The following is a 17,966-nucleotide window of genomic DNA, read 5'->3' on the forward strand; positions in this document are numbered from 1 at the left end:
TTAGGCTGCGAGCAAATGCGCAACCCTTGCTGGATATATCGGCAGTCAGTAGGGGAAGTTTAGAACTCTGTGGTATGGACTGACTCCTAAGATCACTCTGACAGGCTGCGAGGCCGCGAGATGCCGAAGCCTTGGGCGAAATCGACACCGATGCTTCTCAGCTTTGCAATGAGTTCCTCACTCTCCACCAGTTCCGCAACGGTTTTGACCCCGATCTTTTTTGCCACTTGTTCTATGGAAACCACCTTGGCGAGGTCCGTTGGATCCCTGAGCATGTTGAGAATGATGCTGCCGTCGATCTTCAGGAACTCCACCTGGAAACCGCGTATCCGCTCGAATGGAACTGCATCCCTGCCGAAACCGCTCAGAGCGACACGGCAGCCGCATCGTCTCACCCGCTGGATGAATTCGACGGCGCTCGCACCTCTGGAGGCAAGCTCCGACTCGGGCACCTCGAAGCACAGGACTGAGCCCGGTATTCCGTACTCCAGCAGGGTCGTCTGCAGGAAATCCGGGAAATCCGGATCGCCGATCGTGGCAGCCGCCACGTTGATGAAATATATTGAATCTTTACGACGAAGCTGCTGCTGGTTGATGCTGGAAGCCCATTCCAGCACATGCTGCACCACCCAGCGATCCAGAAAGGGCATCAGCCCATGCCGCTCGGCCAAAGGGAAGAAGGCGCCAGGCGGCAGCATGCCTTCCTCTTCTTCCATCAACCGGATCAGTATCTCGTAATGTTCCGCCTTGCCGGAATTGGCTGGTAGAGGAGAGATCAGTTGGCAATAGAGGCGGAATTCACCTTTCTGGATCGCCACCATGATCCGCTTGCCGGCTTCCTTTTGTCCGGTAATCCGCTCGGCATCGATGAGCAGTTCCTGGACGGTTGCTTCGTTCCGGGCCAAGGCTGCTGCGGGAATCTTCCTTTCGGTCGAGTCCGGGCCGGGAGCCGGTTTTTCCGGCGGATGCAGGTCGCCTCGCGCGGTAATGTCGTCGGCCAGGAAATAGAATCCGTTGACCTTGCCGGCTTCGTCAAATTGAGGAATCTGTTCCACCGACAAGCGATAGACGGCGCCATTGGGCATTTGCTGCGTGTGTTCATAACGTGCGGGCTGTCCATCCAGGGACTGCCGGACCGCAGTCGCAATATCTGCGTAGGCCTTGGCACCGAATATTTCGCGAATATGCCTGCCGTCGATCAGTTCAGGCCTCAGGTGCAGCCAGTCCCGAAAGGCGCGATTGTGGTAGCGGCAATGCCCTTCCGTATCTATCAGGGCAACCATGGTCAGCAACGTTTCGTCGAGTAGCTGTAGACGCGCTTTGTCGGAGGTGAGTTTCTCCTCTGCCTTCTTGCGCAGAGTCGTTTCATGTTCGAGCTTGTCTTTCAGGGAGGAAACTTGCGCCGTGCGGCGCATCACGACCCATTCGGAGCGCGATACCCGGACCGCCTCGGCAAATACGGCAGCCACGAGGATTCCGGTCAGGAAGGATATCCACGGCAGGCCGGCTTCGGTGAAATAGATGGCGAAGACCAGCGCCGCTGCGGTGGCAGTGACGGCTGCCGCTACGATATACCATTGAACGGCACGGAATAATTCGCGACCCCGCATCCTTTAATTTCCTTCTGCGTTGGTGTTGATCAGCATCTTCATTTGCGTAGCCAGGCTGGGCCGGTCGATGCGCTGAAAACAAGTCGCGCCATTCTCCCATGTTTTTGTACCCGTTGCTCACCTCGGCGGGGTAATCCGTGCCGGTGCCAGCTCCGCTTTGGTATCATGCCGCCCTCGTGAGATTTCCCTTCACCCGGTTTTCCTGAATGTTAAGCAAACTCAATGCAGTCCAGCGCGAAGCCGCGTCCTACCTTGACGGCCCCTTGCTGGTGCTGGCGGGGGCGGGCAGCGGCAAGACGCGCGTCATCACCCACAAGATCGCTTACCTGGTGCAGGAGTGCGGTTATGCGGCACGCAATATTGCGGCCATCACCTTCACCAATAAGGCGGCCAACGAGATGCGCGAGCGCGTCGGCACGCTGCTGCCGGGTAAGGACGCCAAGGGGCTGGTGGTGAGTACCTTCCACTCGCTGGGCATGAACATCCTGCGCGCCGAGGCCGGGCTGCTGGGCTACAAGCCGCAGTTCTCCATCCTCGATTCCAGCGACAGCTGGAAGATACTCGGCGAGCTGACCAATTCCGGCGACAAGCAGGAGATACGGGACCTGCAGACGCAGATCTCGAACTGGAAATCGGCCTTCGTCTCGCCGATGCAGGCGGAGGAGCAGGGCGGGAACGACGTGGAGAAGGTGCAGGCGCGCGTCTACGCCCGCTACCAGGAGACGTTGCGCGCCTACCAGGCGGTGGACTTCGACGACCTGATCCACCTGCCGGTGGTCCTGTTCCGCGAGCATCCGGAGGCGCTGGAGCGCTGGCAGCACCGGCTGCACTACCTGCTGATCGACGAATATCAGGACACCAATGACTGCCAGTACCAGTTGACCCGGCTTCTGGCCGGCAAGCGCGAGCAGTTCACCGCGGTGGGCGACGACGATCAGGCGATCTATGCCTGGCGCGGCGCCAGCGTGGAGAATCTGCACAACCTGAGCAACGACTACCCCAGGCTGCGTGTGATCAAGCTGGAGCAGAACTACCGCTCGTCCCAGCGCATCCTCACGGTGGCCAATCACCTGATCAACCACAACACCAAGGTGTTCGAAAAGAAGCTGTGGAGTGACCACGGCATCGGCGATCCGATCCGGATCTACGCGGCGCGCGACGAGGACCAGGAGGCCGAGAGCGTGGTGATGAGGCTGATGGCGCACAAGTTCGAGCACCGCACGCGCTTCGCCGACTACGCCATCCTGTACCGCAGCAACCACCTGTCGCGAGCGTTCGAGGAGCAGCTGCGCGCCCAGCGCGTGCCTTACACGGTCAGCGGCGGCACCTCGTTTTTCGACAAGGCTGAGATCAAGGACATCACCTCCTACCTGCGGTTGATCGCCAACCCGGACGACGATCCTGCCTTCATCCGCGCGATCACCACGCCCAAACGCGGCATCGGCAACAGCACGCTGGAGAAGCTCGGCAGCTACGCCGGGAAGCGCAAGATCAGCCTGTTCGAGGCGGCGTTCGAGTCGCCCATGGCCGACGAACTGCCGCCTCGCCAGTACGAGGACCTGATGCTGTTCTGCCGTTTCATCAGCCGCATCGAGGAACGCGCCGACAAGGACCCGTGCGGCGAACTGCTGGACGAACTGCTGCGCGCGATCAACTACGAAACCTGGCTGTACGACTCGCACGAGTCGCGGCAGGCCGACGCCAAGTGGAAGAACGTGCAGGACTTCATCGACTGGCTCAAGCGCAAGGCCGAACAGGACGAGAAGTCCCTGATCGCCATGGTGCAGACCATCGCCCTGATCAACATGCTGGACGGGAAGAACGAGGAGCAGGATGCGGTCTCGCTTTCCACGCTGCATGCCTCGAAGGGGCTGGAGTTCCCGCACGTGTTCATCATCGGTGCGGAGGAGGACATCCTGCCGTTCCGAGACAGCGACGAGAAGGGCATCGAGGAGGAGCGCCGGTTGATGTACGTCGGTGTCACGCGCGCCCAGCGCAGCCTGCAGATCAGCTACTGCAACCGCCGCAAGCGCGGCAAGGACTGGTTCGCCTGCGAGCCTAGCCGCTTCATCGAGGAGATGCCGGAAGACGAGCTGCAGTATGCCGGCGGCCACAAGGAGGCCGCGCCGACCGTCACCAAGGAAGAGGGCAAGAACAAGCTTGCCAACCTGAAAGCCATGCTGAACCGCGAAGGAACGACTTAATGCTGAGCTATCGCCACGCTTTTCACGCCGGCAACCATGCCGACGTTCTGAAACACTTCGTCGAGGTGCAGTTGCTGCGCTATCTGGAACAGAAGGACAAGCCGTTCTGGTACATCGACACCCATGCGGGGGCCGGTTGCTACGCGCTGGACACCGGCTATGCAACGCAGAACGCCGAGTTCGAGAGCGGCATCGCGCGGCTGTGGCAGCGCGACGACCTGCCCGCGCCGCTGGCCGAATACGTCGAACTGGTGAAGCGCATCAACCCAGACGGCCAGATGAAGCTGTATCCCGGCTCGCCGCTGGTCGCACTCGAACTGTTGCGCGAGCAGGACCGGATGCGGCTGTTCGAGCTGCACCCGACCGACAGCGATATCCTGCAGGAGAACTTTGCCGGATACGGCACGCAGGTGCTGATGCAGACCGCCGACGGCTTCGGAGCACTGAAGGCCTTGCTGCCACCTCCGCCGCGCCGCGCGCTGGTGCTGATCGACCCGCCCTACGAGGACAAGCAGGACTACAAGCGCGTGGTGACGGCCTTGCAGGAAGGACTGAAGCGTTTCGCCAACGGCGTGTATGCGGTGTGGTATCCGCAGCTGCAGCGTGCCGAGGCGAAACAGTTGCCGGAGCAACTCAAGCAACTGCCGGTGAAGAGCTGGCTGCATGTCGCGCTCAGCGTGCAGGCTCCCGGCGAGGACGGTTTCGGCATGCACGGCAGCGGCATGTTCGTGCTCAATCCGCCGTGGACGCTGTACGGGGTATTGCAGGAGGTGATGCCCTATCTGGTCAAGCACTTGGCGCAGGATGCTCAGGCCGATTTCATCCTTGAGCACCATGAATCCAGCCTATAATCTCCGCAAATCCTTCGTCTGAAAGGGAACACATGGCTGCCTCTCATACTTGGAAATTCTTTCGCGCCGGCGGCTTCGACCAGGTGCAGCTCGACAGTGGGGCCGACTTGCTGGCCCTGCGCGAATTGGACCAGAAACTCTGGGCAGCGCTGAGCTGCCCGACGCGCGGCATCGAATTCGACAACAGGACGCTGGATCTGATCGACGCCGACGGCGACGCGCAAGTCCGCGCCAATGAAGTGCTGGCGGCGGTCGAGTGGGCGGGACGCCTGCTGAAGGACGCCGATCTGCTGGTCAAGGGAGCGGACAGCCTGGCGCTAACCGACATCGACGACTCCGGCGAGGAAGGCAAGCAGCTGCTGGCTTCAGCGCGGCACATCCTGAAGAGCCTGGGCAAGCCCGAAGCGAGCGGGATATCGCTGGCGGACATGGCCGACATCGAGAAATTCGTCGCGGGGCTGGAGTTCAACGGCGACGGCGTGATCTGCGCCGGACGGATCGCCGACGCCGGTTTGCGCGCGACGGTCGAGGACATCGCCAAGTGCTGCGGTACGGCGGCCGACCTGAGCGGGGAGGCCGGCATCAGCCAGGAGATCTCCGACAAGTTCTTCGCCGAGGCCCGGGCTTATGCGGCGTGGTATGCGAAGGGCGAGGGCGATGCGGCGGTGCTGTTGCTGGGCGAAAGTACGCTCGCCGCCGCGGAGGCGTTCCATGCCGTCCGGGACAAGGTCGGCGACTATTTCACCCGCTGCCAGCTCGCGGCCTACGACGCCCGAGCCGCCATGCCGCTGAGCCGTGCCGTCGAAGACTACCAGCAGCTTGCGGCGCAAAACCTGTCCATGCAAAGCAAGGAAGTGGCCGATTTCCCGCTGGCAACGGTGGCGGCGGACAAGCCCCTGCCTTTGACATCCGGCATCAATCCGGCCTGGCAGGACAGGCTGGCAGCCTTGCGCGAGCGGGTGCTCGTGCCGCTGCTCGGCAACAAGGACAGTCTGACGGCAGCGGAATGGGCCGCTCTGTGCGCCCGGTTTGCGCCGTTCGACGCCTGGCAGGCGACTAAGCCCGCGAACAGCGTGGAGCAACTGGGCATCGTTCGCCTGCGCGAGACTCTGGGGAACGGGCACAAGGCCGCCATCGACGAGTTGCTGCGCCAGGACAAGGCGGTCGAGGCGGAGGTGAAAGCGATCCGCTCGGTGGAGAAGCTGCTGCATTTCAACCGCGACCTGTTCAAGCTGGCGAACAACTTCGTGTCATTCCGCAGCTTCTACACCGGCAGGGAGAAAGCGGTGTTCCAGGTCGGCACGCTGTACCTGGACGGGCGCAGCTGCGAGCTGTGCGTCAAGGTCGCGGACACGAACAAGCATGCCGCATTCGCCACCATGAGCGGCGTGTGCCTAGCGTATTGCGAGTGCGTGCGCAACGGCGGCGCCGAGAAGATGAACATCGCCGCCGCATTCACCGCGGGTGATTCTGATTTCCTGATGGTGGGGCGCAACGGCATCTTCTACGACCGCAAAGGACAGGACTGGAACGCCAGCATCGTGCGCATCGTCGACCATCCCATCAGCATCCGCCAGGCGTTCTGGTCGCCCTACAAGAAGCTGTCCAGGATGATCAGCGAGCAGTTGCAGAAGTTCGCCGCCACCAAGGCCAGCGCGGTGGACGACAAGATGCTCAAGGCCGCGGTAGAGAACGGGAAGCACGTGAGTGAAACGCCCGCCGCGCCGCCGAAACCGCCGTTCGACGTGGGCAAGTTCGCCGGTATCTTCGCCGCCATCGGCTTGGCCATCGGCGCCATCGGCGGCATCGTTGCCTCCATCGTCAGCGGTATCCTGGGGCTGAAGTTCTGGCAGATCCCGCTCGCGGTGATCGGGCTGATGCTGCTGGTATCCGGTCCTTCCATGGTGCTGGCCTGGTTCAAACTGAAGCGGCGCAACCTCGGACCCATCCTGGATGCCTGCGGCTGGGCGATCAATGCGCGCATGCGCATCAACATCCCGTTCGGCACTTCGCTGACGGGTCAGGCCGAGTTGCCGGAAAACGCACAGCGCTCGCTGGTCGATCCGTTCGCCGAGAAGAAGGCCTTGTGGCCCTATTATCTGGTGATCGCGGCGGGCATCGCCGCGCTGGTCGGGCTCTGGTATGTCGGCTTCTTCGGGCATCGCTAGATGACGACGTTTACCACGGATTGCCGCAGTTGCCCGCGCCTGGCCGAATTTCTGGATCAGGTGCGCATCGAGCAACCGACCTATCACGCACTGCCAGTGAGTTCGTTCGGCGCGGCCGGAAGCCCGTTCCTCATCGTCGGGCTGGCGCCGGGCATGCACGGAGCGAACCGCACCGGACGGCCGTTCACCGGCGACTATGCGGGCAACCTGCTGTACGGCACGCTGCATAAATACGGCTTTGCCAGCGCTGCCGAGCCGCTGGATGCGGCGGGAAATGCCAACTCCGCCCTGCATCTGAAGGGTTGCCGCATCACCAACGCGGTGCGCTGCCTGCCGCCGCAGAACAAGCCGGAACCTTCCGAGATCCGCAACTGCAACGGCTATCTGGCGGGCGAACTGGCGGCGTTGCCTCAAGGCGCGGCGGTCATGGCGCTCGGGACGATCGCGCACCAGGCGGTGCTGACGGCCCTGGGGCTGCGCAAGAGCAGCTTCGCCTTTGCGCACGGAGCGCGCCATGAACTGCCGGGCGATTTGACGCTCTATGATAGTTACCATTGCAGCCGTTATAACACCCAGACCCGGCGACTGACCACGGAGATGTTCGAGGCGGTCGTCGGCGATATCGCGAAACATCTTGAGCGCTGAAAAATTCGATCCCAAATCGGTACTCGACAGCCTGCCGTTGCTGCCGGGCGTCTATCGCTATTACGACAGCAAGGGCGACGTGCTGTATGTCGGCAAGGCTAAGCAGCTCAAGAAACGCGTCTCGTCCTACTTCCAGAAGACCAATATCTCGCCGCGCATCCGCCTGATGGTGTCGCACATCGCGCGCATCGAGACCACCGTGACGCGCTCCGAAGCCGAGGCGTTGCTGCTGGAAAATAACCTGATCAAGTCGCTAAGACCTCGCTATAACATATTGTTCCGGGACGACAAGTCCTATCCATACATCGTGCTGACCGGACACGAGTTCCCGCGCCTGACGTATTACCGCGGCGCGCCCAACCGCCAGCACCAGTACTTCGGTCCCTACCCGAATGCCTATGCGGCCAAGGAAAGTATGCAGCTGCTACAGAAGGTCTTCCGCATCCGCACCTGCGAGGACAGCGTGTTCAGCAACCGCACTCGTCCCTGCCTGCTGCACCAGATTGGGCGCTGCACCGCGCCCTGCGTGAAGCTGGTCTCCGAGGAGGATTACCGGGCCGACATCCGCAACGCGGTGCTGTTGCTGCAGGGCAAGCAACAGGAGGTCGAGCAGGCCATGCGTGCCGCGATGGAACAGGCGGCGGAACAACAGCACTACGAACAGGCGGCCGTGCTGCGCGACCAGTTGCGTGCCTTATACACCGTCCAGCAGAAGCAGTTCGTCGAATCCACCGGCAGCGCCACCGATGCTGACATTATCGCGCTGGCGCAGCAGGACGGCCTGACCTGCGTGAACCTCGCCATGGTACGGGGCGGGCGGCATCTGGGCGACAAGAGCTTCTTCCCGGAGCACGCCGAAGACATGGAAGCGGACGAGATCGTGCAGGCCTTCATCGCGCAGCACTATCTGAACCGCAGCGTGCCGCCGCTGATCGTGCTGGCGGCGGAGTTCCATGACGAGGCGCTGGCGCAATTGCTCAGCGAGCAGGCGGGACGCACGGTGCGGATCAGTACGGCCTCCAGCGGCGAGCGCAAGCAATGGCTGGAGATGGGGCAGCGCAACGCGCTGCTGGCGTTGCAGCAGCGGCTGATGCAGCAAGGCGGGCAGAAGCTGCGGCTGGAGCGGCTGCGCGAACTGCTGGACATGCCGGAGTTGCAGCGTATCGAGTGTTTCGACATCAGCCACACCATGGGCGAGGCGACCGTCGCCTCCTGTGTGGTGTACGAAAACCTCGATATGCGTTCGTCGCAGTACCGCCGCTACAACATCACCGGCATCACCCCGGGCGACGACTATGCGGCGATGCGCCAGGCGCTGACGCGCCGTTACCAGAAACTCGCCGAAGGGGAGGGCGCTCGGCCCGACCTGGTGCTGATCGACGGCGGCCTGGGGCAGTTGCACATCGCGATGGAAGTGATGCAGGAACTGGGCCTGACCGACCTGGCTTTGATCGGGGTCGCCAAGGGCGAGGAGCGCAAGGCCGGGCTGGAGCAGCTGATATCCCCGGACGGCACGGCCCAGCAGCTGCGCAGCGACGAACCCGCGCTGCATTTGATCCAGCAGGTCCGCGACGAGGCCCACCGCTTCGCCATCACCGGACACCGCGCAAAAAGAGGCAAGGCGCGCACTGCTTCCAGCCTGGAAGAGATCAGCGGGGTAGGGGACAAGCGCCGGCGCAGCCTGCTGACCCACTTCGGCGGCTTGCGCGAGGTGGCGCAGGCTAGCGTCGAACAGCTGTGCCAAGTCGAAGGAATCAGCAAAGCGCTTGCCGAGAAGATTTACCAGCAGCTACACTGAGCGCATGTTCAGCAATATCCCCAATCTGCTTACCTGGCTCAGAATCCTGCTCATCCCGGTGTTCGTTTCGGTGTTCTATCTATCCGACAACACGCTGAGCCCGCAACTGAAGAACCTCATCAGCACCCTGGTATTCCTGCTGGCGGCGGCGACCGACTGGCTGGACGGTTACCTGGCGCGCCGACTGAACCAGTCTTCCGCCTTTGGGGCGTTCCTCGACCCCGTGGCCGACAAGCTGATGGTGGCGGCGGCGCTGATCGTGCTGGTCAAGCTGGGGCGCGCCGATGCGATCATCGCCTTCATCATCATCGGGCGCGAGATCACCATCTCGGCGTTGCGCGAATGGATGGCCAAGCTCGGCGAGAGCAAGAGTGTGGCCGTCTCGATGCTGGGCAAGATCAAGACCACCTTCCAGATGATCGCGATCCTGCTGTTGCTGTATCACGACCGGTTGCTTGGCATCGATTGCCAGGTGATCGGGGCGCTGCTGTTGTACCTCGCCGCACTGCTGACGCTGTGGTCGATGGGCTACTACCTGATGCTGGCTTCTCCGCAGTTGAAAAAATCTCACAACTGAATTGATTTATCAGCCTGCGTCTGTATAATGCGCAGCCTTCGGGGTGTAGCGTAGCCTGGTAGCGCGCCTGCTTTGGGAGCAGGATGTCGGGAGTTCGAATCTCTCCACCCCGACCAGGTTTCAAAAGGTAGTACACCGCGAAAAGAATTGTGCCCGTAGCTCAACCGGATAGAGCACCAGCCTTCTAAGCTGGGGGTTACAGGTTCGATTCCTGTCGGGCACGCCAGTGTCGGACAAGCAAAGTTGTTTTATCAGTGGTGGCTGTAGCTCAGTTGGTAGAGTCCTGGATTGTGATTCCAGTTGTCGTGGGTTCGAGTCCCATCAGCCACCCCAAGTCTCAAGGACCAGCAATCGCTGGTCCTTTTTCTTTTTCCCCGCCGTATAATCCCGCGCAAGCAGTATGTGTTTGCATTGCTGCGCCAATAAAAAAGAATACGTCAGGGAGAAGAGGGTATGGGGTCGTTTCGACAGCGATGGTGCGTAAGCATTTTTTCCACATGGATGGTATCCGGCAGCGTTTGGGGGGCTAACTACCCAAGCGAGCAGGATTACCTGCAGGAATTTCCCGTCGTGCTGAGCGCGTCGCGCTTGGCGCAGCCCATTTCCGAAACCCCTAATGCCATGACCGTGATCGACCACGACATGATCGCAGCCTCAGGTTTCCGCAACATTGCCGACCTGTTCAAGCTGGTGCCGGGCATGTATGTGAGTTATGCGAATGGCCATACTCCTGTCGTTTCCTATCGCGGGACGACCGACGCCTATGCACGCAGGATGCAAGTATTGATCGATGGCCGGACGGTGTATCTGCCGCCTTACGGGACGGTGGACTGGGAGGAATTACCGCTAGACATCGGCGACATCGAACGGATCGAAGTGGTGCGTGGTCCGTCTGCAGCTTCGCATGGTTCCAATTCGGTACAAGGCGTGATCAGCATCTTCACGCGGCAGGCTTCCGCCTATGACAAAGCCCAAGTCTCCGTCGGGAAAGGGGATGCTGGAATTTCGGATGTGTCAGCTCGCTTCGGGAATGTGAGCGAGAATTGGGATTACCGGGTCACGCTCGCCTCGCGTAAGGACAATGGCTTTGACGGCCAGAATGACAGCAGCACGACGCAATTAGTTAACCTCCGGAGCAATTACCGTTTCACCGCCCACGATAGCCTCGATTTGCAACTGGGGTACAGTGCAAGCTCCCGTGGCATGGGGATTCTCAACCTAACCGCCCCCGGACACGTCAACACCGCTCGCGATATGCAATCTCATTCTGATTTCCAGCAACTGAATTGGCTACATACAATCGACGGGGACAGCGATGTGCAACTGAGCTACTACCACATACGCCGCAGTGTCGCCGACAATCGCTACACCACCCCCTTTCCGGTGCAGAATTACTTTATTGCTGACGAAACGCTGATTCATCGTCACGAGCTCGAACTGCAACACACTCTGCTCACTGCGCCGACTAATCGTATCGTGTGGGGCTTGGGTATGCGCCGCGATGCGGTAGATTCGGCAAGCAATTTTTCAACTCAGCCAAGATGGCGCGAATACCGCTTGTTTGCCCACGACGAATGGCGCACCACACCAAGTGCATTGGTGAATATCGGGGCAATGGTGGAAAAAAATGCGCTGGGACAAACCCGCGTTTCGCCACGAATCGCATATAACCATCATTTGTCTCCGCGCCATACGTTGCGCGCCAGCGTATCGGTTGCTTACCGCAATCCCGAAATGGTGGAGGAGTTCGGCGACCGGCGTTTCCGGGTCGGCGTTGGTCAATTGCAGGAGTTCAAAGCGGCCGGGGGCTTGAGTCCGGAAAGAGCGCTTTCCCGCGAGATTGGCTATGTCGGGCAATTGGACGAAACTGGTTCGACGATCGACATACGGGCATACCACGACCAAATCAGTAATATCATCTGGGTCGATCCCGTTGTTGTTCCCGGCTCAATCATTCGTTCGAGCAGTTTCAAGAGTCTCTTCTCCGCCACTTACACTGGTATGGAAACCACATTAAATTACAAGACGGGGGAGGGTAGCAAAGTGACGCTGAATTACGCCCACCAGGTTATCAGTGCCCGTCCCGCCGGGGTTCCAACACTAGTCCCGATGAGTACCCTGAACAGGTTTGTCGCTGATTTTGGCCTGACCATGCCTTTGAACAGCGCCAGCATATTGTTCTCGCACGATTTTGCCGAAGGAACACAGCTCGGTATCGGTTTCTATCATCAGGACAAAGTCCAGGTGCTGGATGCCGGGCGCCCGCAACCCCTGACGCGACGCCTTGATTTGCGAATCGCAAAGCAGTTCGGCGAAGATGGAAAAATTGCCCTCGTGGTTCAGAATGCATTAAGCGATCATTACACTGAGTACAATACCGCTATTGTGGGCAAGCGCCGCGCCTACCTGACCGCAACGCTGGAATTCTAGGAATATTTATCTTGCCGCGACTCTTGGCCCCCTTGATTCTGTTGGTAGCGGCTCTGCTATCGGAATCGTCTTGGGCCGGTGATATGCGCGTGCTTCTGCTGTTGAGCGACAATAGCGCACCGTACCGCTCGTTTTCCCAAACGTTAAGTCAGTCTTTGCCGCCTTCGTTCAGATTCTTACAGATGCAAGCCGGAGAGGCGAGTTCAACGACTGGACCAGTCGATCTGGTAGTTGCCATCGGCATGAAAGCGACGGAAGCAGCCCTGAACAGTTCTAATGGGCCTGTATTAGGGGTCATGATCCATCAAAGAGGGTATGAGTCCTTATTGGAGAGTCTGCCCCCACAGAAGGCGGGAAAGGAAACTTCTGCAATCTATCTCAACCAGCCATGGGAACGGCAGTTGGATTTCTTGCAGGCGACCCTTCCAAATCATCTCAGGGTAGGCCTGTTACATTCCCCGGACACGCACCTCGAACTCCCTGGCTTGCGCAAGAGCTTCACCGAGCGCGGCTTGACACTCATCGCCCAGCCAGTCCGCTCGCCCGATCTTTTGTTTCCTGCATTGGATGACCTGCTGAACAAGACGGATGTGTTGCTCACCATCCCGGATAACGCGATATACAACACAAGCAACGTTCGCAACATCTTGCTGACCAGTTATCAACATAAGGTGCCGTTGATCGGCATCTCGCAGGCCTATGTGAATGCCGGTGCGCTTTGCGCCATTTTCTCCACGCCGGAGCAACTCGCCGCGCAGACCGGTGCAGCACTGGTTTACTTTGCAAGGAACAAGCGGTTGCCGGAACCGCACTATCCTGATTTGTACGTTATCGCGCTGAATAATCAGGTGGCGCGTTCATTGGGGATTAATCTGCCCTCGCCGGAGGAGATACGTGAACGCATGAATAAAGCAAGGGAGGGAAGACGATGAAACGTTCCGGCATCAGTTGGCGCGTGACTCTGATCACAGTGGTTCCATCGCTCATCATGGTAGTCAGTCTGGAGGCATTCTTCCTGTACAGCCGTTTTTCCGATCTGGATCAGGGGTTGCTGGAACGCGGAAAACTGATTGCGCGCCAACTCGCGTCGAGCAGTGAATATGGCGTTTTCTCCAACAACCGGACATTTTTGCAGAATATCGCCCACGGCGTTTTGCAACAACCGGATGTGCGTGGACTGGTTGTCCTGAATTCAGCCTCGGAGACATTGGTTAGCGCAGGGGTGTTTTCCAGTTCCCTCAGGAATGCCGAATACGCCGATGCGCAGTCAGCACCATCGCAGACTCATACGCTCCACGAAGAAGTAAGCCTGCTGAACCCGATAAGCAGCAGCAAGGAAAGTCTATGGGTCTATCAACCGATCATTCCTGCCCAAGTCGCTCTGGATGATTTCGAGGGGAAGTCGAACATCCAGCAAACGGGCGGGGTGATCGTCGAAATGAGCAAACTTCAAACCGAGCAGTCCAAGATGCACATGCTTTGGTATACGGTGCTCGCGACCACCCTGTTTTTGGTATTTTCCCTTTATCTTGTTTATCTGGCCAGCCGCAGCATCACTTATCCCATACGCAGGCTGAGCAACACAGTGCAGGCGATAGGCGAAGGCAATCTCGATGCCCGCGTTTTTTTGCGAACTGGCGTCAATGAATTGGGGACGCTGGCCCAGGGCTTGAATAAAATGGCTGAGCAACTGCAGCAAGAGCGCGCCATCTTGCATCAGCGCATAGCAGAAGCGACTCAGGCGCTGCGAGCCAAGAAAGAAGAGGCGGAGCGTGCCAGTCACGACAAAAGCCGCTTTCTGGCGGTTGCCAGCCATGACCTGCGCCAGCCGCTGCATGCCTTGGGCTTGTATGTCGCCGAATTGCAACGCAAGGTGTCCGGTGCCGAGCAACAGCATCTGGCTGGACAAATCGAGCATTCTATCGAGGCGCTTTCCACGCTGTTGAATGCCTTGCTCGACATTTCCAAGCTGGATGCCGGTGTGGTCGTGCCGCAGATTCAAACCTGCGATGTGAGCGCCATACTGGATCGGGTCAGTGCGGATTATCAGATGCTAGCCAGCATCAAAAATATCCGCCTCATCGTCCAGCCGTTTTCCGGCTATATCACCAGTGACCCCATGCTGCTGGAGCGTGTCCTGATGAATCTGGTAAGCAATGCGGTGCGCTACACTTATCAGAATGGCTGCGTCATGGTCGCTTGCCGCCGACGCGGTCGATTCTTGCGCATCGAGGTACGCGACAATGGTGTCGGTATATCCAATACCGACCAGGAAAACATCTTCCGCGAGTTCTTCCAGTTGGCACAACCGCAACTGGACGCAAACAAGGGACTGGGGCTGGGATTGTCCATCGTGGATCGTCTGGTGAAATTGCTTGGACACCGCATTGAGCTTCGTTCCGCGCTCGGCAAAGGATCAGTATTCGCCTTGGACGTGCCGCTCGCACCACACTCTGCCAAACTGCCCGTGGTTACAGCTCCGCCACCATCCGACCCCGATCCGGAATTCGAGGTGTCGCCTTTGACCGGGAAACGGTTGCTGGTCGTCGACGATGATGCCCTGGTGCTTTCCAGCACTTCCAGCATCCTGGCCTCATGGGGTTGCGAGGTCAGTACGGCAGCATCATTAACGCAGGCAAGGCAACTCCTGCGAGAGGGCAATACCTGGGATCTCATCATCACCGACTATCAACTGGACAATGAAGGAAGTGGCATTGATGTCGTTGCGTTGATACGCCAGCATCATGCCAAGCAGATTCCCTGCATCTTGATCAGCGGCGACATAGGCCCGGCCGTATTGAAGCTGGCCAGTGTGGGGGGGCATCATTTACTGCATAAGCCGGTTCGCCCGGCCAAGCTCAGGTCACTGGTTGTTTATCTTCTGGAAACAGCTACTCCGGTGGCGGCTTGAGGGGTTTTGATGACTACTGCTATCAATCCGCAAAAGTGAATTCCGCCAAGAGCATATGATGGTCGGATGCCATGGTGGGTATGACGGCGTGCCGAACCGGCGACAGATGGCGATTGTAGAAAATATGATCGAGAACATAGGGGCGTCGGCGCCACGTGACCTCGTGCGTTTGTACAGCATGGTAACCGGCCTCGGCAAACTGCCTAACCAGTGAGTCATGCTTGCTGACGTTAAAGTCTCCACCAAGGAGCGTTGGGCCGCCGGAGTGGCGGCGCATCTGTTCAATAACGAGTTGGCGCTGGTCTGAATGATGCTCGCTGGACGAGTTCAGCATAAAAAACGCCAGCAGGTGTGTATTGAAAAGCTGGAGTTCATGTCCGGCTATCCTGGTTTTTGCGCCAATGAGCAGGCGGTCGGTAGGGGTTTTTTGTTCTCCCGCGAATTCGAATTCGATCGGCGGAGACGGCAAGTGACGCGTTGAGGTATCGAATAAAGGGGTCTTCGAAAAAATGGCGAGTCCTATGCCAAATGGCAACTCACGCGGGTCTGCCTTCGGGTAGGAAAAAAAGCCATGATAACCATCCAGAGACTTGCTCAAATAGGTGTAATTGGGGGGCGGATACGGTTGTGCGCCGCCCGGCATGGCATGCTCCACCTCCTGAAGCAACACGATATCGGCATCATGGCTGCGAATTTCTGCGAGGGTCCGCTCAATATCGACGGGTGCGCCATCCGGATCAGCATCGTCCCATACTTGACCGAATTGCATATTGAACTGCAGTACCTTGAACGTGCTCATAAATTGGGTAGTTCACATGTGATTTTTTATTTATTCGTGTGCAGCTCGTGGTGCCGACGCAAGAGTAACTTCATAAAAATTGAAAAGCAAGAATAGGCATAAATATGCGCACATCCTGTGCCCAGTAACCCGATATTAATTTGACATAATATACATTATGCGAATATTTCAAAGTAAAACTCCGTTCGCTTTTCCACAAAATCGCTGATTGCCTCTCCCATCAATTAGCTGATCGCCGAATGGCTGCTGGCTGTATGTATATCGTACGACTAGGCAGCTTGCTGTGGCCCCTGCTAAAAAATGAGAGCTTTTCCACAGAATCAGGGGGATAACCAAGCGTTTCACGGCTCGAACTTAAGGTGGGGAAAGGCTGTAGTTAGTCACGCTGAAAAATTAGGCAGCATGTTTCACGACCATTTTTTCATCGCCACATCAGAAGAGCTGACAAAGGCGATTGTGGTCTGCGGACATCTTTGCCAATGTTTGCGTAAATTCCGGGCGAACCTGATCCCAGGAAAAGCGCCATTCCCAGTTTCCGGACGGCTCTCCCGGAAAGTTCATGCGATGTTCGCTGGACAGTCCTAGTACATCTTGCATGGGATAGACAACCGTATTGGCCGCGGAGTTGGAAAGCGCACGCATCATGTCCCAGTGGATCGCCTGACCGTCGCTTTTCAGGTAATGCTGTGCAAAAGTCTTTTCCCTGTCAGACACCGAATTCCACCATCCCAAGGCCGTGTCATTGTCGTGAGTGCCGGTATATGCGACTGCATTGGGTACATAATGATGCGGCAAAAAATGGTGCCCCTCTCCCTCGGAGAACGCGAACTGCAGGATGCGCATGCCGGGCAACTTGAATCGATCACGAAGCTCGATTACGTCCGGAGTGATCAACCCCAGGTCTTCCGCAATGATGGGAAGTTGCGGAATGGCCTTTTTCAAGGCATTGAACAGCTTTTCCCCAGGACCCGGCACCCACTTTCCGCCGATAGCGTTGGGCGCATTGGCCGGAATTCCCCAGCAGGCGGCAAAGCCACGAAAATGATCGATACGGACCAGGTCAGCGAACTTCAGCGCGTGTCGCAGGCGCGCCACCCACCAGGCATAGCCGTTTGTTTCGTGCATGTCCCAGCGATAGAGCGGATTTCCCCAAAATTGTCCTGTTTCGCTGAAATAGTCGGGCGGCACTCCCGCGACAATCGAGGGTCGGCCGTTCTCGTCCAGTTCGAATAATTCCTGATGCGCCCACACGTCTGCGCTTTGATAAGCGACAAATATCGGCACGTCGCCAATGATCCGGATGCCATGGGCATTGGCGTACTTCTTCAAACCCAGCCATTGACGCGAGAAACACCACTGGCAGAATTTCCAGAAGCCCACTTCATCGGCACTATCCTTTGCCATACTGCGCAAAGCATCCGGATGACGGTGTGCCAACTCAGCCGGCCAGTAGCTCCATTCGAGCCAATTCTGGTGTTGGGCGATCGTCATGAACAGCGCATAGTCTTCAAGCCACTCGCTTTCGGCGCGGCAAAATTCGTCATACGCCTTGCGCATCGTTTCATTACCAAGTGCGAAGAAACGTACTGCAGCGCGCCGCAGCCGTTCCATGCGGAATGACCGCAACAGGCCGAAATCGATCTTGTCGGAGCGGAACTCAGGATGAGGGATCAGATCATCCTGATCGAGCCAGCCCTGCCCTGCCAGCTCTGCGATATCGATAAGAAGGATATTGCCGGCGAAAGCGGAACTGCTCATGTACGGCGAATTGCCCGGCCCGATCTCACCGAGCGGCAGAATCTGCCAATAGGTTTGGCCTGCGCTCTTCAGCCAGTCAACAAACTGGTACGCATCCGCCCCCAAATCCCCGGCGCCAAATTTACCGGGAAGCGACGTAGGATGAAGCAATATGCCGCTGGCGCGCTTGGTTAGCATGGTCGAGGTATTATCATGGCTGGACGAACCCGTTTTCG

General features: G+C 58.5%; 12 protein-coding genes and 3 tRNA genes. 12 read left to right on the forward strand and 3 right to left on the reverse strand.

What is annotated here, in order from left to right; all coding sequences use genetic code 11:
• Positions 1 to 92: 92 nt before the first annotated feature.
• Positions 93 to 1,610, reverse strand: coding sequence for an EAL domain-containing protein (locus tag FGKAn22_RS06375; RefSeq protein ID WP_212784798.1), 1,518 nt, complete (start codon positions 1,608 to 1,610; stop codon positions 93 to 95).
• 206 nt (positions 1,611 to 1,816) lie between these two features.
• On the opposite strand from FGKAn22_RS06375, the gene FGKAn22_RS06380 reads away from it, so the two are divergent.
• The 12 genes from FGKAn22_RS06380 (at position 1,817) to FGKAn22_RS06435 (ending at position 15,194) form a co-directional block, all read left to right on the forward strand.
• Entirely contained in the window at positions 1,817 to 3,814 is a 1,998-nt protein-coding gene (locus FGKAn22_RS06380) for a UvrD-helicase domain-containing protein (protein ID WP_212784799.1), read from the forward strand.
• On the forward strand, positions 3,814 to 4,665 hold the full coding sequence (locus FGKAn22_RS06385) for a 23S rRNA (adenine(2030)-N(6))-methyltransferase RlmJ (protein WP_212784800.1): 852 nt from the start codon (positions 3,814 to 3,816) through the stop codon (positions 4,663 to 4,665). Before FGKAn22_RS06380 ends, FGKAn22_RS06385 begins: the two co-directional genes overlap by 1 nt.
• A 32-nt stretch (positions 4,666 to 4,697) precedes the next feature.
• Entirely contained in the window at positions 4,698 to 6,833 is a 2,136-nt protein-coding gene (locus FGKAn22_RS06390; protein WP_212784801.1) for a hypothetical protein, read from the forward strand.
• On the forward strand, positions 6,834 to 7,478 hold the full coding sequence (locus FGKAn22_RS06395) for a uracil-DNA glycosylase (protein ID WP_212784802.1): 645 nt from the start codon (positions 6,834 to 6,836) through the stop codon (positions 7,476 to 7,478).
• On the forward strand, positions 7,468 to 9,276 hold the full coding sequence (gene uvrC / locus FGKAn22_RS06400; RefSeq protein ID WP_212784803.1) for an excinuclease ABC subunit UvrC: 1,809 nt from the start codon (positions 7,468 to 7,470) through the stop codon (positions 9,274 to 9,276). The genes FGKAn22_RS06395 and uvrC overlap by 11 nt, the downstream gene beginning before the upstream one ends.
• Before the next feature lie 4 nt (positions 9,277 to 9,280).
• The gene (pgsA, locus tag FGKAn22_RS06405; protein ID WP_212784804.1) at positions 9,281 to 9,853 is read left to right on the forward strand and encodes a CDP-diacylglycerol--glycerol-3-phosphate 3-phosphatidyltransferase; all 573 of its coding nucleotides are present in this window, start codon (positions 9,281 to 9,283) and stop codon (positions 9,851 to 9,853) included.
• A 39-nt stretch (positions 9,854 to 9,892) separates the two neighbouring features.
• Positions 9,893 to 9,969, forward strand: a tRNA-Pro gene (locus FGKAn22_RS06410).
• A 33-nt stretch (positions 9,970 to 10,002) separates the two neighbouring features.
• Positions 10,003 to 10,079 (forward strand) — tRNA-Arg (locus FGKAn22_RS06415).
• A gap of 31 nt (positions 10,080 to 10,110) precedes the next feature.
• Positions 10,111 to 10,186 (forward strand) — tRNA-His (locus FGKAn22_RS06420).
• A 168-nt stretch (positions 10,187 to 10,354) separates the two neighbouring features.
• Positions 10,355 to 12,283, forward strand: coding sequence for a TonB-dependent receptor plug domain-containing protein (locus FGKAn22_RS06425; protein ID WP_281411908.1), 1,929 nt, complete (start codon positions 10,355 to 10,357; stop codon positions 12,281 to 12,283).
• 83 nt (positions 12,284 to 12,366) lie between these two features.
• On the forward strand, positions 12,367 to 13,215 hold the full coding sequence (locus FGKAn22_RS06430; RefSeq protein WP_212784806.1) for an ABC transporter substrate-binding protein: 849 nt from the start codon (positions 12,367 to 12,369) through the stop codon (positions 13,213 to 13,215).
• Positions 13,212 to 15,194 (forward strand): hybrid sensor histidine kinase/response regulator, encoded by a 1,983-nt coding sequence (locus FGKAn22_RS06435; RefSeq protein WP_212784807.1) that lies wholly within the window; start codon positions 13,212 to 13,214, stop codon positions 15,192 to 15,194. The genes FGKAn22_RS06430 and FGKAn22_RS06435 overlap by 4 nt, the downstream gene beginning before the upstream one ends.
• A 22-nt stretch (positions 15,195 to 15,216) precedes the next feature.
• On the opposite strand, the gene FGKAn22_RS06440 is transcribed toward FGKAn22_RS06435, so the two are convergent.
• Both FGKAn22_RS06440 and malQ read right to left on the reverse strand, forming a co-directional pair.
• Positions 15,217 to 15,993, reverse strand: coding sequence for an endonuclease/exonuclease/phosphatase family protein (locus FGKAn22_RS06440; protein ID WP_212784808.1), 777 nt, complete (start codon positions 15,991 to 15,993; stop codon positions 15,217 to 15,219).
• 432 nt (positions 15,994 to 16,425) lie between these two features.
• Entirely contained in the window at positions 16,426 to 17,928 is a 1,503-nt protein-coding gene (malQ, locus tag FGKAn22_RS06445; protein WP_212784809.1) for a 4-alpha-glucanotransferase, read from the reverse strand.
• Positions 17,929 to 17,966 lie beyond the last annotated feature (38 nt).

Source organism: Ferrigenium kumadai, assembly GCF_018324385.1.
GTDB lineage: Bacteria > Pseudomonadota > Gammaproteobacteria > Burkholderiales > Gallionellaceae > Gallionella > Gallionella kumadai.